Consider the following 25,747-nt stretch of genomic DNA (forward strand, 5'->3'; position numbering starts at 1 on the left):
AAACTATTTCGTTATGCCTCGGTTTCGCCCCCAGATCGCCCGAGGACATCGGCGAGTTCGTCGGCCACGCGCGCTCCGAGACCGTCCTTGTCGCCGACGAACTCGCGGGTGTCCCCGCGGCCGACGAGCAGCGCCCGGGTCGCCTTGTCGCCCATCACGCTGGCGTCGTTCGCGACGACGAACGAAAGCCCCACGCGGTCGCCGATTCGCTCCGCCTCGGCCACCATCGCCTCGTCGTCGCCGGACGTCTCGGCCTTGAAGCCGACGATCGGGAGGTCGGGGTACGCCTCGCGTACCGAGTCGATGAGCTTCGGCGTCGGCTCCAGTTCGACGGACAGCGGCGACCCGGACCGGATCTTCTCGTCGACGGCGTCGGCGGTGAAATCGGAGATGGCGGCCGCCGACACCAGCGCGTCCGCGGTCGCCGCGGTCCGCCGGCACGCGTCCATCATCTCGTCGGCCGTCTCGACCGCGACCACGTCGGCGTAGGGGACGTCTGGGCCGTCCTGGACGAGCGTCACCCGCGCGCCGCGGACGTAGCACGCCCGCGCCAGAGCGCGGCCCGTCTTCCCCGACGCGCGGTTCGTCAGAATGCGGATCGGGTCGATCCGCTCTTTGGTCGCGCCCGCGGTGACGACGACGTGCGCGCCCGACAGGGACTGCGGCGTCGTCGCGCGGGCGACCTCCGTGACGATGTCCGTCTCCGCCGCTATTTTCGCCTTCCCCTCCTCTATCCGGGGGTCCGCGAAGCGGATCCCCCACGACTCCAGCCGGTCGAGCGCGTCGAGGACGCCCGGGTGGTCGTACATCGGCTCGTGCATCGCGGGCGCCATCACGACCGGCACGTCCGCGCCCAGCGCGGTGGTCGCACAGGTAGTGACCGGCGTGTCGTCGACCGCGGCCGCGATCTTCCCCGCGGTGTTCGCGGTCGCGGGCGCGAGCAGGAGCACGTCGGCCCATCCCTCGCGGCCGCAGAGCTCGACGTGTTCGACGTCGCCGGTGATCTCCGTGACCACCGGCTCGTCGGTCGCGAAGTCGACCGCCCAGGGGTGGACGATATTCGTCGCCGCCGGGGACATCACGGCGCGGACGCTCGCGCCGTGGCGGCGCAGTTCGTGCGCGAGTTCGACGACCTTCACCGCCGCGATGCTCCCCGAGACCCCGAGCGCGACGTTGACCCCGTCCAGCATTACCGAGATTGTTCCCCCCGCGACGGCTTATATGATGCCGTTGCGGAACGGGAACGGTATCCGGCCCCGCCGCGCTTCGATGAGAACTCCCAGCAAACTGCTGTGCGGTGGCGCGTGCCTGCGAGCGGCCGCCCCCGGCGGCCGCGAAGCCAGCACGCGCGAGGGACGCGGTGAGGGAGGGGGCGACCGTAGGGAGGCCCGAGCGAACCGCGAGGCTGGGGGGGCGTGAGGTGCTGTTCGGGGTGGGATTCGAAGGGGCAGCCGCGGGGCGGGCGCAGGCGACGCAAGCACCGCACAGAGAGAGCGAGTGAAACGAGCGACCGAGTGAGGAGCGCAGCGAGCGTGCGCCGGCCTCACGGCTGGGGGTTCGGGAGTGGTCTCCGCGGGACCCCATCCGTTGAGATTCTCGACAGCGTCCGACCGTACTCGATACGCACCTACCGCTCGGTGAGTTCCAAGACGACCGCACTAACCAGAACCGTCGCACCGACGCCGGCGGCGACCAAAGTGACGAACCCCCCGTATCCGACGGCGCTCACCACTGCGGCGAGGACGATTATCCAAAAGCCGGTCTGGATCGCGATCACGCGGGGCGAGTGATCGACGATTTCGGAGGGCACAGACAGTGATTCCGCCAGAACGCACGAATTTCTTCCGGTCGTCCGAGACGTGGCCTCCGGCAGTAACCGCCGTCACCACCGTCGTTCGACCGACCGGGCAAAGCGGTCCCTATACGCCGAACGTCGCGCGCAGCATGTCCCGCGTGCCCGGGCCCAGTCCGACGGCGAGCACCGTGATGAGGAGCAGCAGCGTGTACCGCGGCGACTCCTCGAACATCTCGCCGTTGAACACCCAGACGACGAAAGACGCGGCCACGAGCTTCACGAGGAGGAACGGCCACGCGTCGCCCGTGGCGGAGACGATCGACGCCGGCAGGAGCCGCCCGGTCCAGCCGACGATCAGCGAGTTCACGACGTGTTTCGGCACGAGGTTCGTGGTCCCGGTCAGCGCGGGCATCCAGTCGAGCCCGATCACGTTCGCGACGCCGTCGACCGCGTGTCCCCAGATGATCACGATCCCTGCCGCGCCGGTCCCCTGTCGGATCGTCGGGACCCGGCGGGTCGCCACCGCCCACGTGATCGCGGCCGTCACGGTCGCGATGACGAGCGTCGGGACGAGCACCTGCGGGTAGAACGTCACGTAGTCGGTCGTGGCCGCGAGGTACGAGAGGTAGCCGACCGCGAGCGCGAGCCCCGCCGCCCCCAACGCGAACAGCGGGCGCGCGTAGTCGTCGACGACGCCGCGGCGTTCGAGCCCGTACGCCCCGAGGACGCACGCGAGCGTGAACAGGAACACCGTGAAGTAGATGAACGGGCTGATGAGGACCGCGCTCGCCGGGAACGGGATCAGCGGCTCGACGCCGGCGGCGGTCGCGGCGACGCCCGCGTCCTCGACCGTCCGCATCGCCCCGCCGAACAGCATGAACGGGAACAGCGCGTAGAAGAACTGTAGCTCCGTGGCGATGTCGAGCCGGCGGAGGAGGAAGACGACGCCGATCAGCATCGCCAGCAGGATCACCACGTAGCTCACCGTCGAGAAGGTCGTGTATCCCGGGGTCGCGACCACCTCGCCGGCGCTCACGGCCGACTGACACGCCGCGCCGCTGTCGAGCAGTTCCGTCCCGCCGGCGTCGCGGACCGCGCACTGCGCGCCCTCGCCGTCCGCGACGACCGGGCCCCAGAAGTAGCGCCAGAGGAAGCCGTCGTAGACCGCGCGCGGGAAGATCACCGATCCGATCGCCAGCAACGCCGTGAGGCCGCCGACGACCGCCGCCCACGCGCGCTCCGGCGACGGGTCGAACCCGTCAGCGACACCTGTGCTCATGGTCACTGTTCGGGGAGGTCCCGAGTTGAGCGTTCCGGTCCCACGCGAGGGGATCACTGTCCGCGGGCGACCCCCCGCCGTCCTACAGCGGCGGCCCGGGCTGCTCGTAGTCGGTGCCGAGGATCACCATCGTCTGCGAGCGCGAGAACCCGTCGGTCTCCGCGATCCGGTCGAACATCAGCTCCCGGAGCCGGTCGGTGTCCGCCGCGACGACCCGGAGGATGACGTCCCACTCGCCGGTGGTGAGGTGTATCTCGCGGACGCCGTCAATGCCGCGGAGCCGTTCGAGCGCGTCCTCCTCGCGGCCCTGTTCGACGCGTAGGCCCACGAACGCGCCGACGCCGTGCCCGACCGCCTTCGGGTCGATGTCGGCGTGGTACCCGCGGATGACGCCCGCCTCTTCGAGGCGGCTGACCCGGTCGTGGACGGTCGCGCTGGACATGTCGATCCGGCGCGCGACCTCAGAGAACGGGGTCCGCGCGTCCTCCTGAAGGATTCGCAGTATGGCCCTATCCGTCTCGTCGAGTTCCATACCGACCGATACGTGCGGCGCACGCTTTTGCCTTCCGGCGGCCGAGCTACGCGTCGTCCCCGTCCGCGAACGATCCCTGGCGGATCGCCGTCTCGGCCGCGTCGAGCGCTTCCGCCGCGTCGAACTCGTCGACGACCCGCTCCAGTTCCGCCGGCGTCGCGTCCGCGAGGTCGTTCGCGTGAGCCGTGACGTTCGGCACCGCGCGCAGGAGGTTGTCGAGTATCGGCACGTCGGCCGTCCGCGGCGACCGGCTCCCGGGATTGAGGTCGATCACGATCTCCGTCTTGCCCATCGCGTCGAGCGCGGCGGCGCGGTCGCCGTCCTCTAAGGGGACCACGACCACGTCGGCCGCCTCGATTCCGTCCGCGTCGACGACGCCGCGGGCGTGGTCGAGGCCGGGGATCTCGCCGTCGCCGGCGAGCCCCTTCACGTCGTCGGCCCCGTGGTCGCGGAGGTGGTCGGCGATCCGGCGGACCCGCTCGTCGGTGTGGTTGAAGAGGTTGACCTCGAGGTCGGCGTCGACCGCCTCGGCGAGCGCGACCGTCTCGCTCGGCGCGAGCGCCGCGACGTTGCCGTTCACCGAGATCACGGGGTGGTCGGCGAGCAGGAGCGTCGCGGCCGCGGCGCGGGCGGCGGCATCGGCGCTGGGGAGCGTGCGCTCGCCGAGGAGGTAGTCGAAGGCCTCGCCGCGCCCCTGCGCGATCAGTCCCTGCTTCGAAGTGATCCCCCGCTCGACCCCCGCCTCGATCCGGTGGCGCGTCACGAGCGACGCGTACCGCGGGTGGTCCTCGGGGATCTCCGTCTCCGTCATACCCGAGCGAGGCGGCGGGCCGATTAAAATGGACCGTTCGCGGTCACCGCGTGCGGTCGGCGCGCCACTGCGCACAAGTGTTAATACGAGACACGACGTAACGCAATGCGGGATGGACCGCACTGGCAAGTACACGATCGTCGACGCGTGCAACGACCACGGGGCGATCACGCTCCGCGAGTACCCGCGCAACGGGACGCTGTACGTCGTCGAGTACGACGACCCCGACGTAGAGGCCGAGCTGTCGTCGCTCGACCCCGGCTCGGTGGTCGAACTCGACCTCCGGCGGGCGGGCCGCCGGGGGAACGCGTGGTGCGCGGAGGAAGCGCACCCCGTCGAGACGGCGTGACGCGCGGTCGAACGGCGTGACGCGCAGTCGGCCCGTCCTCGTTTTTTGCCCGGTCAGGCGACGCCGATCCGCTCCCGATAGGTGCCGTACTCCGCCTCGAACACCGACATGATCTCGCCCATCGTCGCGTACGCCTTCACCGCGGCCACGATCGATGGCATCACGTTCTCGCCCGCGTCGACGGCGTCGCGGAGGTCGTCGAGGGCGCGCTCGACGAGGTCGTCGTCGCGCTCGGACTTCACCGACTCCAGCCGGTCGAGCTGGCGCTCGCGGGTGGTCTCGTCGATCTTCAGCAGGTCTGGCCGGGTGTCCTCGTCGATCTCGTAGGCGTTGACGCCCACGACCGTCTCGTCGCCCTCGTCGACCCGCTCCTGGTACTCGTAGGCCGACTCCTGGATCTCGCGGTGGAAGTACCCCTGTTCGATGCCGTGGAGGACGCCGTCGCGCACGGAGCCGTCCCCCATCTCTCTGATCTCTTCGATGTACGCCATCGCGTCCGCCTCCGTCTCGTCGGTGAGGCTCTCGACCGCGAAGGAGCCGCCCAGCGGGTCGACGATGTCGGCCGCACCCGACTCCTCGGCGATGATCTGCTGGGTGCGGAGCGCGACGCGCACCGCCTGCTCGGAGGGGAGCGCGAGCGCCTCGTCGAAGGAGTTGGTGTGGAGGCTCTGCGTGCCGCCCAGCACCCCGGCGAGCGCTTGGATCGTGACGCGCGCGACGTTGTTGAGCGGCTGCTGGGCCGTCAGCGACTGCCCGGCGGTCTGGGTGTGGAACTTCAACTGCTTCGACGCATCGGCCTCGGCGCCGTACCACTCCTCCATCACGGTCGCGTAGATCCGGCGGGCGGCGCGGAACTTCGCGACCTCCTCGAAGAGGGAGTTGTGCGAGTTGAAAAAGAAGGAGAGCTGCGGGGCGAACTCGTCGACGTCAAGCCCGCGGTCGAGACACGCCTCGACGTAGGCGAAGCCGTCGGCGAGGGTGAAGGCGAGCTCCTGGACCGCGGTCGAGCCCGCCTCGCGGATGTGGTAGCCCGACACCGAGATGGGTTTGAACTTCGGCGTCTCGGCGACGGCGAACTCGATCGTGTCGGTCACGATATCGAGGGACGGGGCCGGGGGGATCACCCACTCCTTCTGCGCGATGAACTCTTTGAGCATGTCGTTCTGGAGGGTGCCCCGGAGCTTCTCGCGTGGAACGCCGCGCTGGTCCGCGAGTGCGACGTACATCGCGTAGATCACCGGCGCGCTCGGGTTGATCGTGAAGGAGGTCGACACCTCTGCGAGGTCGATGCCGTCGAACAGCACCTCCATGTCGCGGAGCGTGTCGACCGCGACGCCCTCCTTGCCGACCTCGCCAAGCGACATCTTGTCGTCGGAGTCGATCCCCATCAGCGAGGGCATGTCGAACGCCGTCGAGAGCCCGGTCTGCCCCTCGTCGATCAGGTAGTGGAACCGCTCGTTCGTCTCCTCCGCGGTACCGAACCCCGCGAACTGACGCATCGTCCACGTGCGACCCCGGTACATCGTCGGGTAGACGCCGCGGGTGTACGGCGGCTCGCCCGGGAAGCCGAGATCCTCGTCGTAGTCGATGTCGGCGACGTCGTCGGGGGTGTAAAGGCGGTCGACCTCGCGGTTCGACACGGTGGCGAACCGGTCGCTCCGCTCTCCGTGTCGGTCGAGCGTCGGGTCGAGCGTCTCCGCCTCCCACGACGCCTTCGCCTCGCGGATCTCGGAGAGCTCCTCGTCGTCGTACATACCGCCCGTTACCCGCCGGTCGCGTATAAATATTCATTATATTTTACAATGAGGTGCCGGCTTGCTCTCGCCTCCCGCCAACTCCGCGGATCCATTATATCAGGTCGCGTCGAACAGCCGCCCATGACAGACGCTGCCGAACGCCCAACGCCACCCGAGGGGCTCCCGCCGAAACTCGTGACCGAACTGCGCGAGTGTGCGCCGGCGGAGCTCCGAAAGGCCATCGTCCACGCGCAGGAACTGCTCCACTTCCACGGGGAGGCGGAGCTCCCGATCGATCCGGAGGACAACGACGACATCCTCCGGGTGGCCGAACACGACGGGTACACCGAGGTGGTGAAGCAGTTCCGCTGCGCGGACGGCTGCGACGACTGTCCGCACGGCCCCTACCTCTACCACGTCACGGAGGAGCCGCGCCCGGGCGGGACTACCAAAGTCCACTGGTCGTTCATGGGGACGGTTCACGAGCAGGAGGAGTGACCGGCGCGAGGCGGCCGGAAATCGGAGCGGGGAAGGAATCGGCGACCGCTCGTCGTCAGGGGTTCAGTCCCCAGATCCCCGCCCGAAGGAACACCAGCACCGGGATGATCTCCAACCGGCCGATCCACATGTTCAGGACGAACATCCCCTCAGCCGCCGGCGACATCGAGGGACCCGTGATTCCCGAAGACAGCCCGACGTTCCCCTGCGCGCTCGCGACCTCGAACAGCGCGTCGGCGTAGCCGAACTCCGGGCCGGCGACGTTGACGAGGACGAGGCTGCCGGCGACGAGCGCGAGGAGCCACAGCAGGGTGACGATGGCCGCCTCCCCGAACTCCCGCTCCATCGCCCCGCGGTCCAGCGTCCGGTCGCCCAGCCGCGCCATGACGACCGCGTTCTTCGGGAGGAAGACCCGAGAGAACTGCCAGACGATACCGCGGACGACCGTGTACCCGCGGACGATCTTGATACCGCCGACGGTCGAGCCGGCCGCGCCGCCGAGCGTCATCCCGCCGACGATCAACACCTTCGCGCCGGCGACCCAGCGGCCGATCGGCGCGGACTGGAAGCCGGTACAGGTGAGCGCGCTGATCCACTGGAACGTCGAGTCTCGAACGGCGTCGAGCTGCGCCCAGTCGAGGAGCGACGGGGAGAGCGGGAGGAACGACGCCGTCGCGAACGCGCCCGAAGTCAGCCGGACCGACGCGACGTTCTGGAGCGAGAGGACGACGACGCCCGCGGCGAGCAGCGCGAACAGCCACCTTGTCTGGAGGTCCGCGACCAGTTCGCGCGCCGTCCGGTCGCGGAGCACGACGTAGTGGACCGGGAACGCGATCGCGCCGAGGATCATGATCGGCAGCAGCGTCGCCTCCACGAGCGGGGATCCGTACGTCGCGATCGAGTTGTCCGTGACGGAGAACCCGCCCGTGGTGAGGCCGGTCATCGCGTGGTTGAGCGCCTGCCACGCTGTCTCGCCGAGCGAGAGCGATTCGGCGTACGCGCTCCCGCTCGCCCGGATCGCGGCGAACAGCATCGCGAAGGCTAACAGCGTGTACGCCACGACCAGCTTCCACACCGTGCGGACCGTCGAGACGACGCTCGGGTGGATCTTCTGTTCCCGCGCCTCGCTGCGGTAGAGGGCGTAGCTCCCGCTCCCGGGGCGCGAGAGGATCGAGACCGTGAGCACGATGACGCCGACCCCGCCGACCCACTGGATGAACGAGCGCCACCACTGCACCGCCCGCGGCAGCGACGGCTCGTGGATCGCCATCGTCAGCCCGCTCCCGGTCCAGCCGCTCATGCTCTCGAAGACGGCGTGGAGCGGGTCGCGGAAGTACGCGAGACTGGAGAGCGTCGCGGTCCCGCCGACCCCGATCGGCTCCCACGAGGCGGTGTCCGCGGCCGCGGGGACGAAGGCGTCCATCGCGGCCGGCGGCGTCACCCACGCGGTGAGGAACAGCGGGAGCGCGCCGAAAAGGGCGACCGTGAGCCAGCCGCCGGCTGCGATCACCATCCCGTGTTTCATCTTCGGCTCCGGGGCGTCGGCGAACCGCCCGTTCGCGAGGCCACCGACGAGCGCCGTCACGCCGCCCGCGAGCAGGAACCCGAGCGCCGCGTGAAGCTCCCCGAACCCGAAGGCGACGACCACGGTGATGGTCATCAGCCCGGCCTCCATCAGGAGGAGCGAACCGACATCCCGAGCGATGACGCCGAGGTCGCTCGGGAGGCGACCGCCGTTCCGGTCGGGCATCTCAGTCCCGATCCTCCGCGTGACCGAACACGTCGGTCACTTCGGGAGTCGCGCCGACGCCGGAGTACACGGTGAGCATGTCGCCGGCCCGAACGCGTGTCTCTCCGCGCGGCGTTATCGGCGCCTCCGACCCGTCCCGCTCGACGGCGACGATCAGCGTCTGTCCGCCGATGAGCCCCGCCTCGTCAGCCTCGCGGAGCGTCTTCCCGGCGATGGGCGCGTCGGGCCCCACGGTGATCTCGAACACCTCCGCCTCCTCGCCGATGTGCATGAAGTCGACGACCGACGGCCGGCTCACCGCTCGGTAGAGGTACTCCGCGATCAGGCTCTGGGGATTTTGCATCGTGTTGACCCCGATCTGTTCGAACACGTTCATGTGTTCGGGGTTGTGGACGACCGAGACGATATTCGGGACCGACAGCTCCTGCGCGAGCAGGCAGACCATGATGTTCGTCGCGTCCTGGTCCGTCGTCGAGATGAGGGCGTCCGCCCGCTCGGCTCCGGCGTCTTGGAGGGTCTCCTTCGAGGTCGCGTCGTCGTTGAGGACGAGACAGTCGTACTGTCGCGACGCCCGCTCCGCCCGCTCCTCGTCCCGCTCAATGACGACAACCTCGTTGCCGCTGTCGGTGGCGAGGTCGACGAGCGGCGTCCCGATGTCGCCCGCCCCAACGACGATCACGTACATACGAAGAGTGTTCAAAAAGGATCCCCGAAAACCTACCGTTCCACGAAACGACGGCGCGATCGGACGCCGGGACGGGAGTCGGTCGTGGTGGGCCCGATGCCGACCGTCACTGGTCGGGGCGGCGGCGATCAGTCGGGGGAGCCGTCGCGCGGAAGCGCGACCACGGGCACTGGCGACTCCGTCGCGAGTTCGATCGAGACGTCGCCGGACAGGAACTTGAACAGGCGGTTGCCGCCCCGCGAGCGGTAGGCGATCGCGGTCGCGTCGACCTCGTCGACGGCGTCGAAGATCGCACCGGCGACGTCGCGGGCGTACGCGGTGTGGTCGCCGGCGTCCGGGAACACTGTCCGAACCGCGGTGTACGACTCCGCGGCGAGTTCCTCGGACTGTTCGACCGGCGTCTTGTCCGGGACACCCTCGCCCTTCTCGACCACGTGGAGCGCGGTCACGCGTTCCGGATCGTACGGTTCGAGGGTCTGCGCCGTCGCGAGCGCGTCCGCTTCGTTCGCGACGGGAAGGAGGACGTGGCCCAAGAGCTTCCGACCGTCGGTGTCGGCGGTGTCGGTCATACCCTCCCCGACACTCCCGTCAAGTAAGAAGATACGCACTCCCTAGCCCGGGGGCTCGGTACCGAACCTCAATGGAAGCACAGCGAGAGTCGTTCGCGGGCCGCCGAGACGGCCGTCACCGACTGTCCGTCGCCGAGATGAACACGGCGAGCACCGGGACGATCTCCAGCCGGCCGACCCACATCAGGAAGATCATCAGGAGCTTCGAGGTGTCCGGGAAGAACAGGTAGCTCCCGAACGGTCCGAGGCGACCGAACCCGGGGCCGATGTTCCCGATCGTCGCGAGCGACGCGCTCGTCGATTCGAGCATCGTCAGCTGGACATCGATCCGGGCGGCGTCGAGCGAGAGGAACACCGCCGACACGCCGAACAGGACGAGGTACAGGATGGTGAACGCCATGATACCGCGGATGGCGTCCTCGTCGACGACGCTCCCGCTGAGCCGGATCGGCTGGATGACGTCGGGGTGCGCGGAGGTGAACAGCTCGCGCCTGATCGCCTTCCCGACGATCAGCCACCGCACGATCTTGACGCCGCCGCCGGTCGACCCGGCGGACCCCCCGAGGAACATCGCGAACATGAGGAGGATTTGCGCGTCGGTGTCCCACTGCGCGAAGTCGGCGGTCGCGTACCCCGTGGAGTTTAGCAGCGACCCGATCTGGAACGCCGCCTGCCGGAGCGAGTTCTCGGCGACGCCCTGCGTCATCCCGCCGAGTTCGATGGCCGGTGCCGCGCCGCGGAACAACAGCACCGCGAGCACGGCGGTCACGGCGGCGATCGCACCGGCGTACGCCCGGAACTCGGCGTTCTTCAGCATGATCTCCGCCTCGCCGCGCAGCACGTGCCAGAACAGCGCGAAGTTGACCCCCGCGATGACCATGAACGGGATGACGACCCACTGGACGATGGCGGAGAACGCCGCGATACTGTCCGCCTGCGGCGAGAACCCGCCGGTCGGGAGGGTAGTGAACCCGTGCGCGATCGCGTTGAACAGGTTCATCTCCGGGGCCATCCCGGCGAGGTGGAGCCCGTAGAGGATCGCGATGTAGACGACGGTGAAGCCGAAGTAAATGAGCCAGAGGGCGCGCGCCGTCTCGGCGATCTTCGGGGTGAGCTTCTGGAGCTCCGGTCCGGGAGCCTCCGACTCCATCAGCTGCGCCCCGTTGACCGCGACCTCCGGGAGGATGGCGATCATCAGCACGATGATCCCCATCCCGCCGAGCCACTGGGTCAGCTGCCGCCACATCAGCACGGCGTGGGAGTGACGGTCGACGCTGATCTCGCCCAACACGGTCGCGCCGGTGGTTGTGAAGCCGCTCATCGACTCGAACATGGCGTTCGCGATCGACTCCGTGAACGCCCCGACCGAGCCGAGCTGGAGGCCGACTGTCGACGGGGTACCGTACCCGGCGAGCAGGTACGGGATCGTCCCGATCGCCGCCGCGGCGACCCAGGCGAGCGAGACGAACAGCAGCGCCTCGCGGGGGCCGAGGTCCGGGTCAGGGTCGACCCGCTCGATCGCGAACCCCAGCGCCGCGACGAACGCGATCGAGACGAGGAACACCCAGATATCTTCGCCGTACGCGAGCGCCACGACGAGCGGCACCAGCAGCGTGACGGCGAGGTACTTGATCCCGACCCCGAGAAGCCCCACGCTCGCCTTCCAGTTTACCCCCCAAGACATGATAGTCGAACGCTATGGCGGTCGCCCGTTCGGTGTATTAAACTGTCGAAGGGGAGATGACGGCGGGTCGAGCGGGCGTCACGGCGTCAAGAACGCATTCGTGAACAGCACGAGTATGCGGAATGATATTGATCCCTCCGATCCACAGCAGCACGACCATCACTGCTCGCGTGCTCAGCGAGAACGTCGCGAACGTCCCGTGCGGCCCCGCGTCGTCGAACGCCGGCCCGACGTTGAGGACCGTCCTCGGCGCGGCGCCGAGCGCATCGAATTCGGCCGCGCGGACGTCGCCGCTGAGTCAGCCGCTCGCCCGGCGGACGGCGCGGGTCCGCGTGTTCACCGCGGCCTCACGCCATCGAGGCGATCTGCCTGACTGAGTCGGATTCCACGAGGAGGATCACGTGGTCACTGGGCCGGAGCACGGTGTCCCCCCGTGGGGTGACGAGTTGGTGGTCGCGCGTGATCGCGCCGATGACGAACCGCGCGTCGCTGTCCGCGACGATCTCCGAGATCGGCCGCCCGCTGAGCCCGCAGCCCTCGGTGAGTTCGAGTTCGAGGACCTCCGCCTGGTCGTTCTCCAGCACCGCGATGTTCTCCGCGACGCTTTCGTAGGTGAACCGGGTGATCTCCTCGGCGGTGACCGTGCGGGGGTTGATCGCGATGTCGATGCCGATCTCCTCGAAGACGGTGACGTAGTCGGGGCTGTCGACGACGGCGATGACGCGGTCGACGCCGAGGCGCTTGGCGAGCACGGAGATGAGGAGGTTCTTCTCGTCGGAGCCGAGCGCGGTGACGACGATGTCGGCCTCGTCGACGTGCTCACGGGAGAGGAACTCGGTGTCGGTCGGGTCGTGTTCCATCACGACGCTGTTCGGGAGGTTCTCGGCGAGCCACCGCGCCCGGTCGCCGTCGCGCTCGATCAGCCGCGGCGTGAAGTCCCGCTCCTCCAGCAGCCGGGTGGTCTGGTAGCCGATCTCGCTGCCGCCGACGACCACGATCTCGTCGGCGCGGTCCGGCGTCGTTTCGGGGGCGATGTCGGTCGCGAACGACTGGACGCTCTCGGGGCTGCCGATCACCACCGCGCGGTCGCCGACGACGATGTCGGTGTCGCCGCGGGGGATCGTCATCTCGCCGTCGCGGAACAGCCCGACGAACGTGAGCGACTCGAACCGGTCGGCCTCCGAGACCGTCTGTCCCGCGACGGGGCTCCCCTCGCCGATCTCGAACTCCGCCATCTGGACGAGCCCGCCGGCGAACGGGTCGACGTCGATCGCCGCCGGGAGCCCGATGACGCGGACGATGTTCTCGGCGGTCAGCAGGTCCGTACACACCATGAAGTCGACGCCGAACGCGCCCTCGCTGCCCTGCCAGGTGCGGAGGAACTCGGTGCTCTTCACGCGGGCGATCGTGAAGGGTTCGCCGAGCGTCTTCGCGGCCCCGCACGCGACGAGGTTCGTCTGGTCGTCGTCGGTACACGCGATGACCATGTCCGCGCGGTCGACGTCGGCGGCCGACTGGATCTCCGAGGAGGTTCCGTCGCCGGCGATGGTGAGTACGTCGAGTTCGTACTTGAGCTGTTCAGCCCGGTCCGGATCGACGTCGACGACGACGACCTCGTGGTCCGACGCGAGACTCGCGGCGATGCTCGTCCCGACCTCGCCGGCCCCGATGACGACCACGTACATGGACCAACCCAGAGACCCGACCCTGAAGTTCGTTACTATCGGTGGTCACGCGCCTTCGGCGCGCCGGCGACGGGGGAGACGCCCCGAACGGCGAGCGCAGTCGGCGGGCGAGTTACTGAACGCCGCCGTCCGGCTCCCCGCCGAAAGACCCCGGCTCGGACCACGCGTCCCGCCCCGAGACGGTGCGCTGCGGGAAGGGGATCGAGATCCCCTCCTCGTCGAACCGCGCCTTGACGGCCTTCACGTAGTCGGCGCGCGCCTTCACGAAGTCCGCCCGCGACGGGTCGTCGATCCAGATCCGCGACTGGAGCCCGACGTAGGAGTCGGCCAGCTCGGTCAGCCGGACCGACGGCGCGGGGTCGTCCAGGATCGCGTCGCTCTTCTCGGCCTCCTCGACGATGATGTCGGTCGCCTTGTCGACGTCGTCGTCGTAGTCGATCCCGAAGACGAACTTCAGCCGCAGCGTCTTCTTCGCGACGGGGTTCTTCACGACGTCGCTCGTCAGCGCGTGGTTCGGCACCGTGAGCAGTTCGTTGTCGAACGTCCGCACGCGGGTGACCCGGAAGGAGATGTCCTCGACGACCCCCGAGTTTCCCTGCCACTCGATCCAGTCGCCGATCCGGAACGGCTTGTCCGTGTAGATGAACACGCCCGCGACGAAGTTCTTGATCACGTCCTGGAGCGCGAAGCCGACCGCCAGCGTCGCCGCGGCGGCGATCGTCGCCAGCGAGCGCAGGAACCCCTGGTAGCCCGCCGCGCCGAACGCGACCGTGACGCCGGCGAACAGCACGAGGAACGCCACGATCTTCTGGAGCGGGCGCCGTGCGTGCTCGTCGAGCCCCTGCCGGTCGAACAGCCGCCGGACGAGCGGCTTGACCGCCGCCTTGTACAGGACGTACGTCGCGGTGACGACGGCGAGGAATATCGCGGAATCGACGACGATCCCGGTCAGCGGGCCGAGGAACGGCTCCAGCGTCCCCGCGACCGCGACGACGTCGGGCGCACCCGCGAGGGCGCTCATCAGTGGAGTACCGCCGTGTTCCCGCGGGTCTCGACCAGGTCCGCGCCGACCGACTCGGCGAGTTCGTCGGCGAGCTCCTCGGTCGAGGTCCCGCCGCGGGCCGCGCGGAGGAACTTCACTTTCACCAGCTTCCGGTCGTCGAGCTGGTCGGCCAGCTCGTCGACGACCGCGTCGACGCCGCTCTTGCCGACCCAGACGGTGACGTCGAGGTCGTGCGCCTCCTTCCGTAGTTCGTGGTCGCTCATACGCGGTCGAGTCGGCCGGGCGCATTGAAGCTTGAGGTTCGGCCGCGCCGACGCGTCCGGCGCGCGGCGACGGCCCGCGTCACCGCTCGCGCTCGACGTCGCGGTCCCTGTTCGTCTCGCGCCCGGACTGCGCCTCCCGATTCCGCTCGGCCCACTCGGCGGCGTCCTCGGGCGTCTCGGTCTCCAGCAGGCGGTCGACCTTCCGCTCGAACTGCTCGTCGGTGAGGTCGCCGTTCGCGTAGCGGGTCCGGAGCCGTTCTAAGGCGTCCGCGGTGTCGTCGGTCGCCGCGTCGGACGCCGTCGAGTCCTCGCGCTCGACCCGGACGGACCCGGTCTCGGACTCGACGACGACGGACTTCTCTTCGTCCTCGTCGAAGAGCATCGAGACGACCGGGACGATCACGATGTACCCGAACAGCATGACGCCGAGCCACCAGTCGAACCCGAGCACGAGCGCCGCCAGCCACGTGCCCGTCACCGCCGTGGCGGCGATGCCGCTCGCGTTGCGTTGGAACCGCTCGCGGAGGGTATCACTCTCGGCCATTGACAGGACCGATTCGGTGCCGCTACAAAATCGTATCGACGCTCGTTCGCCCGGTTGTCGGCTACTCTTCGACCTCGACCGTCACCTCGTCGCGCGCGACCGCCAGCCGGAACGTCGGCACGGTCCGGTAGACGACCTTGACGACGTTCTTGCGCTCCAGACTCCGGAGCGCCCGTCGCACCGCGTCGACCTCGGGGTCGGCGTCGAACGCGTCGCGGAGCGCGTTGAGCACGCTGACGACCGACTGCGAGCGCTCGTCCGGGCCGGCGAGCACGTCGACGACCCGCGACTCGAGCTCTGAGACGCGGATCGTCTCCGGGACCGCGCCGCGCGCGACCGCGTCGGGCCCGACGCCGGGCTCGACGTCGACGAGTTCGTTCGCCTCCGCCGTCGCCCGGATCAGGCTGTCGTCGTCGCGGTAGTAGTACTCCTTCAGGTGGTTCTCGAGGTAGCCGTGGACCTCGCTGCCGCTCTCCATCTCCCACGCGTCTTGGAGCTCCCCGTTCTTCGTCGGCTGGAGGCGGACCACGTCCGCCAACCGCTCGCGTTCCTCGTCGCTGAGGCTCATCGGTCCTCGACCGCGCTCGCGGCGCGGACGATGGTCTCCTCGCCGAACTTCGGGCCGACGAGCTGGAGCCCCACCGGGAGTCCGTCGGCCTCGCCCGCAGGCACCGAGATCGCTGGGAGGTTCGCGAGGTTGGCGGGCGTCGTGTTCGCGTCCGCGAGGTACATCCGCAGCGGGTCGTCGAGGCTCTCGCCCAGTTCGAAGGGGAGGACCGGCATCGTCGGCGAGGCGATCACGTCGACGTCGTCGAACGCCGCCTCGAAGTCCTGCCGGACCCACGCGCGGGCGTCCTGGGCCTTGTCGTAGTACTTGTCGTGGTAGCCCGCCGAGAGCGCGTACGTCCCGAGGAGGATCCGCCGTTTGACCTCCGCGCCGAAGCCCTCCTCGCGCGTCTCCGCGAACGACTCGTTCCAGTTGCCGTCGGAGTCGCTCCGGTGGCCGTACCGCACCCCGTCGAAGCGCGCGAGGTTCGAGGAGGCCTCCGCCATCGCGATCACGTAGTACGCCTGGACCGCGTGGTCGACGGACGGCAGCGAGATCTCGGTCGTTTCCGCGCCCCGCGCCTCCAAGTCCGCGATCGCGGCCTCGACCGTCTCGACGACGCGCTCGTCGGCGCCGTCGAACAGCTCCGTGGGAACGCCGATAGTCATCCCGTCGACGTCGCCGTCGGCGGCCGCGGCGTAGCCCGCGTCGGGGGCCGCGCCCTCGACCTCGCGCAGGTCGCGGGTCGTCCCGTCGTGGGGGTCGTCGCCGGCGATGACGTCGAGCGCGGCGGCGGCCTCCTCGACGGTGCCGGCGATCGGACCGATCTGTTCGAGGGAGTTCGCGTACGCGATCAGTCCGTAGCGGGAGACGAGCCCGTAGGTGGGCTTGATGCCGACGACGCCGCAGAAGGCGGCCGGACACCGCACCGAGCCGCCCGTGTCGGAGCCGAGGGCGACGTCGGCCTCGCCCGCCGCGACCGCGGCCGCGGATCCCCCGGAGGAGCCGCCCGGGACGCGGTCAGTGTCGACCGGGTTGCGCGTGGGGCCGAACGCCGAGGTCTCCGTCGTCGTCCCCATCCCGAACTCGTCCATGTTCGTCTTGCCGACGATCGTCGCGCCCGCGTTGGTCAGTCGCTCGACCACGGTCGCGGAGTACGGCGGGAGGTAGTCGGCGAGCATCTCTGAGCCGCAGGTCGTCCGGATCCCCTCGGTGGAGATGTTATCCTTCACCGCGACGGTCGCGTCCGCGAGCGGCCCCTCGGCGGCCGCGTCGCCCTCGATCCGTTCCTCCGTCACGAAGGCGTTGATGTCGGCCGCCATCTACGACACCTTCGGCCCGACGAAGAAGCCGTCTTCCGTCTCCTCGGCGTTCGCGAGCGCCGCCTCCTGCGAGAGCCCCTCGCGGACCTCGTCGGGACGCATCACGTTGACGAGCTCCTCCTCCCGCTCGGTCTCGGGGACCTCGTCGAGTGCCTCGAAGTACTCCAGGATGTCGCCGAACTGCGCCGCGAACTCGTCGACCTCGTCGTCGGCGAGCCGGACGCGAGCCAGGTCGGCGACGTGACGGACCTCCTCGGCGTCGACGGCGGCCGCGGCGTCGTCGGCCCCGTCGGAGGCCGCCCCCGCGTCATCCGTCGACTCGGACGTATCGCTCATACGAGCAGGTGTCCCGGACCGGGAGTAAGGGTTTCGGAACGTCGCATCGGCCCCTCCCGCGGACGCCCGCGCTCACCGGACGTCGTCGACGAAGGCGAGCCAACGGTCGTGACCGTCCAGCGTCGCGGAGCGGTGCTCGTCGGCGAAGTCGGGGTGGCGGATCGTCTCCAAGGCGTTGAGCGCCCGGTCGATCCCGACGATCTCGTCGGCGAGCTGTTCGGCGGTCTCCAAGTCGAGTGGTTCGTCGGCGGGGAGGTCGCCCGCGTCGGGTTCACCGCGCTCGCCCCGCAAGCGGGCCATCCGGCGCTCGCGCTCGGACCGGAGCGTCGACTTCACCGACGATACCTTGCGCTCGACATCGGGCGGGACCGTCTCGACGGCGCGCGTCTCCACGATGAACTCTGAGAGGTCGACCGCGTTCCCGTCAATGGTGACCGTGTCCGGGACCGACGCGCCGACCGTCGCGCTCTGGCCGGTGACCCGGTCGAGTATCGCTTCCCGCTCAGACTCGTCCATGCGCTGTCGTCACGATGCCGCCACGAAAATGAGCTGCGGTGACGGGCCGCCCGTCACGCGCCGTCCGGTTCGTCGGCCCGGACCTTCACGACGGGCGCGTCCGCCAGCCGCACGACCTTCTCCGTGACGCTCCCCAGCAGGTAGCGCTCGACGCCGGTGCGGCCGTGGGTCCCCATCACCACGAGGTCGACGTCGTGGTCGTCGGCGTACTGGAGGATCGCCGAGTGGGGCGTCCCCATCTCGACGGCGGTCGTCATGCCGATCTCGTCGGCCGACTTCGCCGCGGCCTCGATCATCTCCGTCGCGTGGGCGGTGAGTTCGGCCTCGATCTCGTCGGCGTCGACCTCCTCGTGTCTGCCGATGTAGCCCGTCTCCGGCGAGACCCCGCTCATCGCCTGACTGTCCTCGTGGACGAACGCCCCGCTCACGCCGAGGCCGCCCTCGCGGGTGTCGACGACGTGTAACACGTGTACGGTCGCGTCGAACGCCGACGCGAGCGCGCCCACGTGCGCAGCCGCGGCTTCGGATCCGGCGCTTCCGTCCGTCGGGTAGAGTATGTCGTCGTACATCGTACCACCAATTTGAAACTTCGCGGAGCAGCGGTAAAAACGCACCGCAGATCCCCGCTACCGGGGGATCCGAGAACTCGGCGGGGAATTCGCGGACGACGCGGCCACGAAACGCGAGGCGCGACCTCAACCGCGAAAACCGCTCGGAACCCGGCGGTGCGCCGGCCGGGACCGTCGCCGTTACAGGAGGTCGTTCGAGACGAGGCGGTCGACCGCCTCGCGCAGGCGCTCCTCGCTCGCGGCGTAGCTGATGCGGGCGTAGCCCGGGGCGTTGAACGCGCCGCCGGGGACGCAGGCGACGGCCGCCTGCTCGATCGCCGCCTCGCACCACGCCTGGTCGTCGTCGTCGACGGGGATCATCATGTAGAACGCTCCGTCGCCAACGTCGACGTCGACGCCGTGCTCGTCGAACAGGTCGACGAGGAGGTCGCGGCGGTCGGCGAACGCGTCGCGCATCTCCTCGACCGACGCCTCGGTGTTCTCCAAGGCCTCGATCCCGGCGCGCTGGACGAAGTTCGTCGCGCAGGAGACGGAGTGGGAGTGGAGCTTGCCCGCCTCCCCGACGAACTCGTCGGTGGCGTGGAGGTAGCCGAGCCGCCAGCCGGTCATCGAGTACGCCTTCGAGAAGCCGTTGATCGTCACCGTGCGGTCGGCCATCCCGTCGAGGCTCGCGAGCGAGACGTGCTCGGCGTCGTAGACGATGCGCTCGTAGATCTCGTCGGAGATGACTGCGACGTCGTGTTCGACGGCCAGATCGCGGACGCCCTCCAGCGCGGCCTCGGAGAACACCGCGCCGGTGGGGTTCGACGGGGAGTTGACGACGAGCAGCTCGGTGTCGTCCGAGACCGTCTCCGCGAGTTCGTCGAGCGCGGGCTCCAGCTGGAAGCCGTGCGGCGCGAGGTCCACGCGGGAGAGCTCGCCGCCCGCGAGCTTCGCCATCGCCTCGTAGGAGACCCACGCCGGGTCGAGGAGGACGACCTCGTCGCCCTCGTCGATCAGCGTCTGGAACGTCTCGTACAGCGCCTGCTTGCCGCCGGGGGTGACGATGACCTCGTCCGCGTCGGCGTCGATCCCGGTCTCGCGGAGCTTTGCCGCGATCGCGTCCTTCAGCGCGGGCACGCCGTTCGAGGAGGTGTACCCGGTGTGGCCCGCGTCGAGCGCCTCCTTGCCCGCCGCGACCACGTTTTCCGGCGTGTCGAAGTCCGGCTCGCCGACCGAGAGGTCGACGATGTCGGCCCCCTCGGCCTCCTTCTCCGCCGCGAGGTTCGATATCGCCAGCGTGGCGCTGGGTTCTACGCGTCCGATCCGCTCCGAGAAGTCGTATGCGTCGCTCATGTGTCGTGTGTAGTCCGCTCGTGTCTGTCAGTCGAGTGCTTCCGCGAGGTCGACGGCGGCGCGCGCGGCGTCGGCGCCCTTGTCGATCCGCTCGCGCGCCTCCGCGCCGGACATCCCGGGGCCGCTCACGCCGAAGGTGACCGGAGTGTCCCGGTCGAGGCTCACGTCGGTGAGCTTCTCGGCGGTCGCGTTCGCGATGACGCGGTCGTGGTCGGTGTCGCCGGTGACGATCGCGCCGACGACCGCGACCGCGTCGACGTCATCCCGGCGCGCCAGCCGGTCGGCGGCCAGCGGGCTGTCGTACGCGCCCGGCACGCTCACTTCGTCGACGACGACGGCGTCGCGGTCGGCGGCCGCCTCCCGGGCGGCCTCGGCCATCGGCTCCGTGACGGAGTCGTTGAACCGCGCCACCACCAGTCCCAGCGAGACCATACGCGAACTGGAGCGGGCGGCGGCAAAGGTCTACCGTTCGACCGCAGGGTTGCCGAGCGAACGCGTTCGGGGGCGATACCTCGCGACGTCGTCCGGCTGCGTAAATGGGGCTCCGTGCTTCCGGCCACGCGTGATTAATACGTCTGCGACGCCAACGGGAGCCCATGACAGATACCGAGACCGCGACGGTCGGCGGCGGCTGCTTCTGGTGCGTCGAGGCGGCGTTCAAGCAGCTCGACGGGATCGAAAGCGTCACCTCAGGCTACGCCGGCGGTCACGCCGACGACCCCTCCTACCGCGAGGTCTGCTCCGGCACCACCGGCCACGCCGAGGTCGTCCAGGTCGAGTACGACCCCGGCGCCCTCTCGTACGAGGACATCCTCGAAGTGTTCTTCACGGTCCACGACCCGACGCAGCTGAACCGACAGGGCCCGGACGTCGGCAGCCAGTACCGGTCGATCGTGCTCTCTCACGACGACGACCAGCGACAGGCCGCGGAGAACTACGTGGAGGCGCTCGACGAGGAGGGCGGCTACGACGACGACGTCGTCACCGAGGTCGAGCCGCTGGAGACGTTCTACCGCGCCGAGGAGAAACACCAGGACTACTTCGAGAAGAACCCGGCTGACGCCTACTGTACGATGCACGCGCAGCCGAAGGTGGAGAAGGTCCGCGAGCGGTTCCGCGAGAAGGTGAAGGCGTAGGCCGCTGCGTCTCCGTATCGTCACACCTCTCTGCCTGAGACCCCACCCGAGCAGAACCTATTCGGACCTCGCGAGCGAACGATCGAGTGATGAAGGTCGGCCTCATTTCGGACATCCACGCGAACCTCCCGGCGCTGGAGACGGTCCTCGACGACATGCCCGCGGTCGACCGGATCTACTGCGCGGGCGACGTCGTCGGCTACAACCCGTGGCCCGCCGAATGCGTCGAGCGCGTGCGCGAGGTCGCGGCCGCGACGGTCCGCGGGAACCACGACCGCACCGTCGAGAGCCCCGAGCGCTACCGCGCCAACCGGATGGCCGAGGCGGGGCTCGAACGCGCGAAAGAGTCGCTGTCGGCCGACCAGCGCGAGTGGGTCGGCGACCTCCCGCGCACGGAGACGTTCGCGGGCGACCGACACCTGCTCGTCCACTCGCACCCCGCCGCCGAGCGCGAAGACGCCTACGTCTACCCGGGCAATTTCTCGAACCTCGACCGCCACATGGAGGAGTACGACGGGATCGTCCTCGGTCACACCCACGTTCAGGGGGTCCGCGACGTGGCCGGCGGGTTCGTCTGTAACCCGGGCAGCGTCGGGCAGCCGCGCGACGGCGACCCGCGGGCGGGCTACGCCGTCCTCGACACGACCGCGGACGGGACCGACGCGGTCGAGACGCACCGCGTCGAGTACGACATCGACCGGGTCGCCGAAGCGGTCCAGGAGGCCGACCTGCCGGAACTGACCGCCGAGCGACTCTACGAGGGGGAGTGAGTCAGTCGTCGGCGGCGGTGGCCCCGCCGTCGACTCCGTGGTCGTCGTCGCCGATCTCCACGCCCAACTGCTCGTAAAGGAACGCCCACGAGTCGGTCTGCTCGTCGACGATCATCGAGGCGGGCTTGCCGACGCCGTGCCCCGTCTCTGACTTGGTCCGGAGGAGGAAGGGGCCGCCCTCGGCCTCGTTCTGGAGCCGCGCGGTCATCTTTCGGGCGTGCGAGGGGTGGACGCGCGTGTCGCTCGCCGCCGTGGTGAAGTACACCGGCGGGTGCGTCGCGTCGGGGTCGACGTTGTGGTACGGGGAGTACGCGCGGAGGTACTCGAACGCCACCGGGTCCTCCGGGTGGCCGTACTCCGTCGTCCACGACTCGCCGAGCAGGAACCGGTGGAACCGCAGCATGTCGAGCAGGGGGACCGCGCACTGCGCGGCCGCCCACAGGTCCGGGCGCTGGGTGACGACCGCGCCGACCGAGAGCCCCCCGTTCGACCCGCCGGCGACCGCGAGGTGGTCCGCGTCGGTGAGCCCCGACTCGCAGAGCGCCTCGCCGGCCGCGACGAAGTCGTCGAAGGTGTGCTGCTTGTCTTCCAGCATGCCGGCCTCGTGCCACGGCTCGCCGTACTCGTACCCGCCGCGGGCGCACACGGCCGCGAACGCGCCGCCGTCCGCGAGGAACGGGAGCCGGAACCGCCCGAACGAGGGCGTGATGCTGTTGCGGAACCCGCCGTAGCCGTACAGCATGGTCGGACGGGCCCCGTCGACGGCGACGTCCTCGCGGTAGCAGACGAACACCGGTACCTCGGCGCCGCCCGTCGAGTCGACGAACCGCTGTTCGACGACGAGGTCGTCGGGGACGGGGAGGTCCACCGAGTCGATCTCCGTCGACGAGAGCGCGGGCGCGTCGCCGTCCTCGTCAACCGCGTCGCCCTCGCCCGCCGGTTCGTCGGCGAGGTCGAGTTCTCGGACCGCCGAGGGGCGGTCGAAGCCGGTCAGACCGAAAAACGCCTCGGGCGCGTCGCGGTTCCCGGAGACCCACGTGACCGAGCAGTACGACGGCAGCGAGACGTCGCGCAGATGGGTCCCGTCGCGGTCGTGGACCGAGAGTCGGGAGTGGGCGTCCCGCTGGCGGTGGACGAGGAGCCGCTCTGGCGTCGGCACGACCGACTGGAGGATCCCCTCGCCGCCGGGGATGACCTCGCGGCACTCCGCGAACGAGAGGTCCCCCTCGCGGAAGCGGTCGACGGAGCAGGCGAGCAGCCGCCGTCGAGGCGCGCCGTGGTCGGTCGAGACGAACGCCGTCCCGTCGTGGAACTGGACGGACGTCTCGGCGTCGGTGTCGGTTAGGACCGGCCGGAGGTCGCCGTCGACGTGGACGTACCACTCGGTCCCGCCGACCATCTCGGAGAAGGCGACCGCGAGCAGCCCCGAGTCGGGGTCGACGGTCACCCGCGGCCAGACGTGCTGGTCATCGTGTTCGAGCAGGACGGACTCCTCGTCGGGACCGTCGGCGAGCCGGAACCGACGGATCTCCTTGTCCATCTGCGCGCCGTCGGCCGCGCCGCCGGTGGCGACGTAGGCGAACCCGTCGCCGTCGGCCGTCCACGCGAGGCTCCCCGCGTTGACGCGGCCGCGCTCGGGGAGGACCGCGACCTCCTCGACGCCCGGGCCGTACCCTTCGGCCTCCGGTGACTCGACTCCGGAGTCGCTCGGATCGGGGACCGACAGCACCCGCACGTCGTAGTTCTCGTCGCCGCCCTCGGTGACGCCGACCGCGACGCGGTCGCCGTCGTGGGACGGGACGTACCACGCCATCGACCGAGGTGGCCGGTCGTCGTCGCGGTTCGCGGGCCACGCGTTCGGGTCGACGAGGACGCGGTCCTCGCCGTCGGGCGCGTCGCGGACGACGAGCCGGGCGTGGTCCGCGCCGGGTTCGCGGACCGTCGCGAAGTACCGCCCCTCGCGGACCGTGATCGGCCCGTAGTCGGCCACCTCGACGAGGTCCGCGAAGCGCGGCCGGAGCCGGTCGCGGAGCCCGTCGTCGAGCGCGGCGTCGACGTGGGCGTTCTGCTCGGCGGTCCACTCGCGGACCGCGTCGTCGTCGGCTTCGAGCCAGCGGTACGGGTCGTCGACGTCGACCCCGTGGAGGGTCTCCGTCACGACCTCGCGTCGGGTCTCCGGCGGCGACGGGGCCGGAGCGGATTGGCGCGACATACGTTCGACTGTGACCGATGACGCAAAACGGCTGGGGTCGCGGCGGCCGCGGCCGCCGCTCGGCTCACCTCGCGTCGGACGGATCGGCCGCTCCCGGCGACGCGAGCGTCACGGCCACAGCCCGGCGACGAACAGGAGGTTCCGCGCGGCGACCAAAAGCGAGAGGACGCCGACGCCGGCGCACATCAGCGTCGCGACGAACCGCCGCGTGCCGCCGGCGACCGCGACCGGGACCCCGATGACGGCCATGCCGACGACCTTCGTGAGGAGCATCCCGCCGAGGAGGCCGAACTGGGAGATGAACAGCCGGCCGACGGGCGACCCCTCGACGTACTCGCTCCCGGAGAGCGCGACGTACGTCGTCCCCACGTCGGCGGCGATGCCGACGAGCAGGAGACATCCGGCGACGGCGAGACGGGAAGGCACTGACCGGGCGAACGCGGTACGGAAGGATAAATCACCGGGCGCGCGGTCGGGCCGCGGCGATACCGCGACTCCGCACCGAGCGACCGGGGACCGACTGTGCTGGCTGGCCGGCGACCGCGCACAACACGCTTCAATTTAAACCGTCGGGAGCCGTATCGCTAGTAATGAGCTTGTCCGACGACGAGTACGAGATCGCAGTGGTCGGTGGCGGGCCGGCGGGGCTGACGACCGCGCTGTACGGTGCCCGCCTAGGGCACGAGACGGTGCTGATCGACCGCGGCGGGGGCCGCGCCGCGATGATGGCCGACACGCACAACGTGATCGGCGTCACGGAGGAGGTGTCCGGCAACGAACTGCTCGCGACCGGTCGCGAACAGGTCCAGTCGTACGGGGGCACCTTCGAGCGCGGCTTCGTCACCGACGTCGAGCGCACCGACGACGACCGGTTCCGTCTGTCGACGAACGACAACGAGATCCTCGCGGACCGCGTCGTCCTCGCCACCGGATTCTCCGACGAGCGCCCGGAGCCGCCGCTCCCGCGGAACGCGAAGGGGCTCCACTGGTGTCTCCACTGCGACGCCTACATGTTCGTCGACGAGCCGGTGTACGTGATGGGTCACGGCGAGGCCGCCGCCCACGTCGCGATGATCATGCTGAACATGACCGACGACGTGGACCTCCTGACGCGCGGCGCGGAGCCGACGTGGAGCGAGGAGACGGCGGCGCAGCTGGAGGCGCACCCCGTCGACGTGATCCACGAGGACGTGAGCGGGATCGAGAACGACCCCGACTCCGGCTGGCTCGACGCGATGGAGTTCGAGGACGGAAGCCGCCGCGAGTACCGGGGCGGCTTCCCGATGTACGGCTCGGACTACAACACCGCGCTCGCCGAGGGACTCGGCTGCGACCTGACCGACGGCGGGGAGATCGACGTCGACGACCACGGCCGCACCAGCGAGGACGGCGTGTTCGCTATCGGCGACATCACGCCCGGCCACAACCAGGTGCCCGTCGCGATGGGGCAGGGTGCGAAGGCCGGCATCGCGGTCCACAAGGAGCTCCGCGAGTTCCCACGCTCGAGCGAGGACATCGCTCAAGACGGGCCGGTCGAGGCGGACGAAGTACCCGCCATCCCGCCGCACCTCATGGCGACCGCCGTCGCCCACGAGGGGCACGCGGGCGGGCCGCGTGAGCCGCCGGAAACCGAGGGAACGGAGGCGCCGGCCGCGGACGACGACTAGGGTTCGCGTACGTTCGCGATCTTTCTCGCCTCAATCACCTCCATGCTGAGGGGAGCCAACGCTAACTGACGAGCTGAGTCAGAAGATGCGCCGGCCGGGACTCCCGCGAGCGAGCGCAGCGAGCGAGTGGGAGTACGGGCGGCGCACGAACGAA

28 protein-coding genes and 1 pseudogene are annotated in these 25,747 nt (G+C 69.8%); 5 read left to right on the plus strand and 24 right to left on the minus strand.

Features of this window, described 5'->3' with window-relative positions; genetic code table 11:
* Nucleotides 1-11: 11 nt before the first annotated feature.
* From coaBC to ABNG04_RS11785, 5 genes are all read right to left on the minus strand, one after another.
* The gene (coaBC, locus tag ABNG04_RS11765) at nucleotides 12-1,190 is read right to left on the minus strand and encodes a bifunctional phosphopantothenoylcysteine decarboxylase/phosphopantothenate--cysteine ligase CoaBC (protein ID WP_371162603.1); all 1,179 of its coding nucleotides are present in this window, start codon (nucleotides 1,188-1,190) and stop codon (nucleotides 12-14) included.
* 437 nt (nucleotides 1,191-1,627) lie between these two features.
* Nucleotides 1,628-1,810 (minus strand): hypothetical protein, encoded by a 183-nt coding sequence (locus tag ABNG04_RS11770; RefSeq protein WP_371162604.1) that lies wholly within the window; start codon nucleotides 1,808-1,810, stop codon nucleotides 1,628-1,630.
* 109 nt (nucleotides 1,811-1,919) lie between these two features.
* Nucleotides 1,920-3,074, minus strand: a complete 1,155-nt coding sequence (locus tag ABNG04_RS11775) for a DUF63 family protein (RefSeq protein WP_371162605.1) — start codon at nucleotides 3,072-3,074, stop codon at nucleotides 1,920-1,922.
* Nucleotides 3,075-3,156: 82 nt separating this feature from the next.
* The gene (locus tag ABNG04_RS11780; protein ID WP_371162606.1) at nucleotides 3,157-3,606 is read right to left on the minus strand and encodes an Lrp/AsnC family transcriptional regulator; all 450 of its coding nucleotides are present in this window, start codon (nucleotides 3,604-3,606) and stop codon (nucleotides 3,157-3,159) included.
* 46 nt (nucleotides 3,607-3,652) lie between these two features.
* Nucleotides 3,653-4,417 carry a phosphopantothenate/pantothenate synthetase gene (locus tag ABNG04_RS11785; RefSeq protein WP_371162607.1) on the minus strand — a complete coding sequence of 255 codons (765 nt, stop codon included), beginning with the start codon at nucleotides 4,415-4,417 and terminating at the stop codon, nucleotides 3,653-3,655.
* 112 nt (nucleotides 4,418-4,529) lie between these two features.
* On the opposite strand from ABNG04_RS11785, the gene ABNG04_RS11790 reads away from it, so the two are divergent.
* Complete coding sequence (locus ABNG04_RS11790) at nucleotides 4,530-4,766, plus strand: DUF7999 family protein (protein WP_371162608.1); 237 nt, start codon at nucleotides 4,530-4,532, stop codon at nucleotides 4,764-4,766.
* A gap of 53 nt (nucleotides 4,767-4,819) precedes the next feature.
* Here the strand turns inward: ABNG04_RS11790 and ABNG04_RS11795 are convergent, their stop codons facing one another.
* Nucleotides 4,820-6,520: an acyl-CoA mutase large subunit family protein gene (locus ABNG04_RS11795; protein ID WP_371162609.1), complete on the minus strand. Its 1,701-nt coding sequence runs from the start codon at nucleotides 6,518-6,520 to the stop codon at nucleotides 4,820-4,822.
* 123 nt (nucleotides 6,521-6,643) lie between these two features.
* Here ABNG04_RS11795 and ABNG04_RS11800 point away from each other — a divergent pair, with 123 nt between their 5' ends.
* Nucleotides 6,644-7,000, plus strand: a complete 357-nt coding sequence (locus ABNG04_RS11800) for a hypothetical protein (RefSeq protein WP_371162610.1) — start codon at nucleotides 6,644-6,646, stop codon at nucleotides 6,998-7,000.
* A gap of 55 nt (nucleotides 7,001-7,055) precedes the next feature.
* Here ABNG04_RS11800 and ABNG04_RS11805 read toward each other — a convergent pair whose 3' ends face one another.
* The 16 genes and pseudogenes from ABNG04_RS11805 to ribH all read right to left on the minus strand — a co-directional run bounded on the left by ABNG04_RS11805 (nucleotide 7,056) and on the right by ribH (nucleotide 20,240).
* The gene (locus tag ABNG04_RS11805; RefSeq protein WP_371162611.1) at nucleotides 7,056-8,750 is read right to left on the minus strand and encodes a potassium transporter TrkG; all 1,695 of its coding nucleotides are present in this window, start codon (nucleotides 8,748-8,750) and stop codon (nucleotides 7,056-7,058) included.
* A gap of 1 nt (nucleotide 8,751) precedes the next feature.
* Nucleotides 8,752-9,435 carry a potassium channel family protein gene (locus ABNG04_RS11810; protein WP_371162612.1) on the minus strand — a complete coding sequence of 228 codons (684 nt, stop codon included), beginning with the start codon at nucleotides 9,433-9,435 and terminating at the stop codon, nucleotides 8,752-8,754.
* Nucleotides 9,436-9,563: 128 nt separating this feature from the next.
* Entirely contained in the window at nucleotides 9,564-10,004 is a 441-nt protein-coding gene (locus ABNG04_RS11815; RefSeq protein ID WP_371162613.1) for a universal stress protein, read from the minus strand.
* A gap of 115 nt (nucleotides 10,005-10,119) precedes the next feature.
* Nucleotides 10,120-11,688, minus strand: a complete 1,569-nt coding sequence (locus ABNG04_RS11820; RefSeq protein ID WP_371162614.1) for a TrkH family potassium uptake protein — start codon at nucleotides 11,686-11,688, stop codon at nucleotides 10,120-10,122.
* 78 nt (nucleotides 11,689-11,766) lie between these two features.
* Nucleotides 11,767-11,977 (minus strand): annotated as a pseudogene (locus ABNG04_RS11825) (TrkH family potassium uptake protein); the annotation flags it as partial.
* Between the two features lie 58 nt (nucleotides 11,978-12,035).
* On the minus strand, nucleotides 12,036-13,373 hold the full coding sequence (trkA, locus tag ABNG04_RS11830) for a Trk system potassium transporter TrkA (protein ID WP_371162615.1): 1,338 nt from the start codon (nucleotides 13,371-13,373) through the stop codon (nucleotides 12,036-12,038).
* 112 nt (nucleotides 13,374-13,485) lie between these two features.
* Nucleotides 13,486-14,394, minus strand: a complete 909-nt coding sequence (locus ABNG04_RS11835) for a mechanosensitive ion channel family protein (protein ID WP_371162616.1) — start codon at nucleotides 14,392-14,394, stop codon at nucleotides 13,486-13,488.
* Nucleotides 14,394-14,639: a YhbY family RNA-binding protein gene (locus tag ABNG04_RS11840; RefSeq protein ID WP_371162617.1), complete on the minus strand. Its 246-nt coding sequence runs from the start codon at nucleotides 14,637-14,639 to the stop codon at nucleotides 14,394-14,396. Before ABNG04_RS11840 ends, ABNG04_RS11835 begins: the two co-directional genes overlap by 1 nt.
* Nucleotides 14,640-14,718: 79 nt before the next feature.
* Nucleotides 14,719-15,183: an SHOCT domain-containing protein gene (locus ABNG04_RS11845; protein ID WP_371162618.1), complete on the minus strand. Its 465-nt coding sequence runs from the start codon at nucleotides 15,181-15,183 to the stop codon at nucleotides 14,719-14,721.
* Nucleotides 15,184-15,244: 61 nt separating this feature from the next.
* Nucleotides 15,245-15,751, minus strand: coding sequence for a DUF5797 family protein (locus ABNG04_RS11850; protein ID WP_371162619.1), 507 nt, complete (start codon nucleotides 15,749-15,751; stop codon nucleotides 15,245-15,247).
* The gene (gene gatA / locus ABNG04_RS11855) at nucleotides 15,748-17,052 is read right to left on the minus strand and encodes an Asp-tRNA(Asn)/Glu-tRNA(Gln) amidotransferase subunit GatA (RefSeq protein WP_371162620.1); all 1,305 of its coding nucleotides are present in this window, start codon (nucleotides 17,050-17,052) and stop codon (nucleotides 15,748-15,750) included. Before gatA ends, ABNG04_RS11850 begins: the two co-directional genes overlap by 4 nt.
* Nucleotides 17,053-17,388, minus strand: coding sequence for an Asp-tRNA(Asn)/Glu-tRNA(Gln) amidotransferase subunit GatC (gene gatC, locus ABNG04_RS11860; RefSeq protein ID WP_371162621.1), 336 nt, complete (start codon nucleotides 17,386-17,388; stop codon nucleotides 17,053-17,055). It lies immediately after the preceding gene.
* A gap of 72 nt (nucleotides 17,389-17,460) precedes the next feature.
* The gene (locus ABNG04_RS11865; RefSeq protein ID WP_371162622.1) at nucleotides 17,461-17,904 is read right to left on the minus strand and encodes a DUF5788 family protein; all 444 of its coding nucleotides are present in this window, start codon (nucleotides 17,902-17,904) and stop codon (nucleotides 17,461-17,463) included.
* A 53-nt stretch (nucleotides 17,905-17,957) separates the two neighbouring features.
* A complete protein-coding gene (locus ABNG04_RS11870) occupies nucleotides 17,958-18,473 on the minus strand; it encodes a universal stress protein (protein WP_371162623.1) in 516 nt (171 codons plus the stop codon).
* 180 nt (nucleotides 18,474-18,653) lie between these two features.
* Nucleotides 18,654-19,808, minus strand: coding sequence for a pyridoxal phosphate-dependent aminotransferase (locus ABNG04_RS11875; RefSeq protein WP_371162624.1), 1,155 nt, complete (start codon nucleotides 19,806-19,808; stop codon nucleotides 18,654-18,656).
* Nucleotides 19,809-19,835: 27 nt separating this feature from the next.
* A complete protein-coding gene (gene ribH / locus ABNG04_RS11880) occupies nucleotides 19,836-20,240 on the minus strand; it encodes a 6,7-dimethyl-8-ribityllumazine synthase (RefSeq protein ID WP_297885145.1) in 405 nt (134 codons plus the stop codon).
* A gap of 164 nt (nucleotides 20,241-20,404) precedes the next feature.
* Between ribH and msrA the strand changes: the two genes are divergently transcribed.
* Both msrA and ABNG04_RS11890 read left to right on the plus strand, forming a co-directional pair.
* A complete protein-coding gene (msrA, locus tag ABNG04_RS11885; protein WP_371162625.1) occupies nucleotides 20,405-20,944 on the plus strand; it encodes a peptide-methionine (S)-S-oxide reductase MsrA in 540 nt (179 codons plus the stop codon).
* A gap of 89 nt (nucleotides 20,945-21,033) precedes the next feature.
* Entirely contained in the window at nucleotides 21,034-21,714 is a 681-nt protein-coding gene (locus ABNG04_RS11890) for a metallophosphoesterase family protein (RefSeq protein WP_371162626.1), read from the plus strand.
* Between the two features lies 1 nt (nucleotide 21,715).
* Here ABNG04_RS11890 and ABNG04_RS11895 read toward each other — a convergent pair whose 3' ends face one another.
* Both ABNG04_RS11895 and ABNG04_RS11900 read right to left on the minus strand, forming a co-directional pair.
* Nucleotides 21,716-23,926 carry a prolyl oligopeptidase family serine peptidase gene (locus tag ABNG04_RS11895; protein ID WP_371162627.1) on the minus strand — a complete coding sequence of 737 codons (2,211 nt, stop codon included), beginning with the start codon at nucleotides 23,924-23,926 and terminating at the stop codon, nucleotides 21,716-21,718.
* 108 nt (nucleotides 23,927-24,034) lie between these two features.
* Nucleotides 24,035-24,352, minus strand: a complete 318-nt coding sequence (locus ABNG04_RS11900) for a hypothetical protein (RefSeq protein ID WP_297885151.1) — start codon at nucleotides 24,350-24,352, stop codon at nucleotides 24,035-24,037.
* Between the two features lie 164 nt (nucleotides 24,353-24,516).
* Here ABNG04_RS11900 and ABNG04_RS11905 point away from each other — a divergent pair, with 164 nt between their 5' ends.
* The gene (locus tag ABNG04_RS11905) at nucleotides 24,517-25,593 is read left to right on the plus strand and encodes an NAD(P)/FAD-dependent oxidoreductase (RefSeq protein ID WP_371162628.1); all 1,077 of its coding nucleotides are present in this window, start codon (nucleotides 24,517-24,519) and stop codon (nucleotides 25,591-25,593) included.
* The last annotated feature ends 154 nt before the right edge of the window (nucleotides 25,594-25,747 follow it).

Source organism: Halorubrum miltondacostae (assembly GCF_041379815.1).
Lineage (GTDB): Archaea > Halobacteriota > Halobacteria > Halobacteriales > Haloferacaceae > Halorubrum > Halorubrum miltondacostae.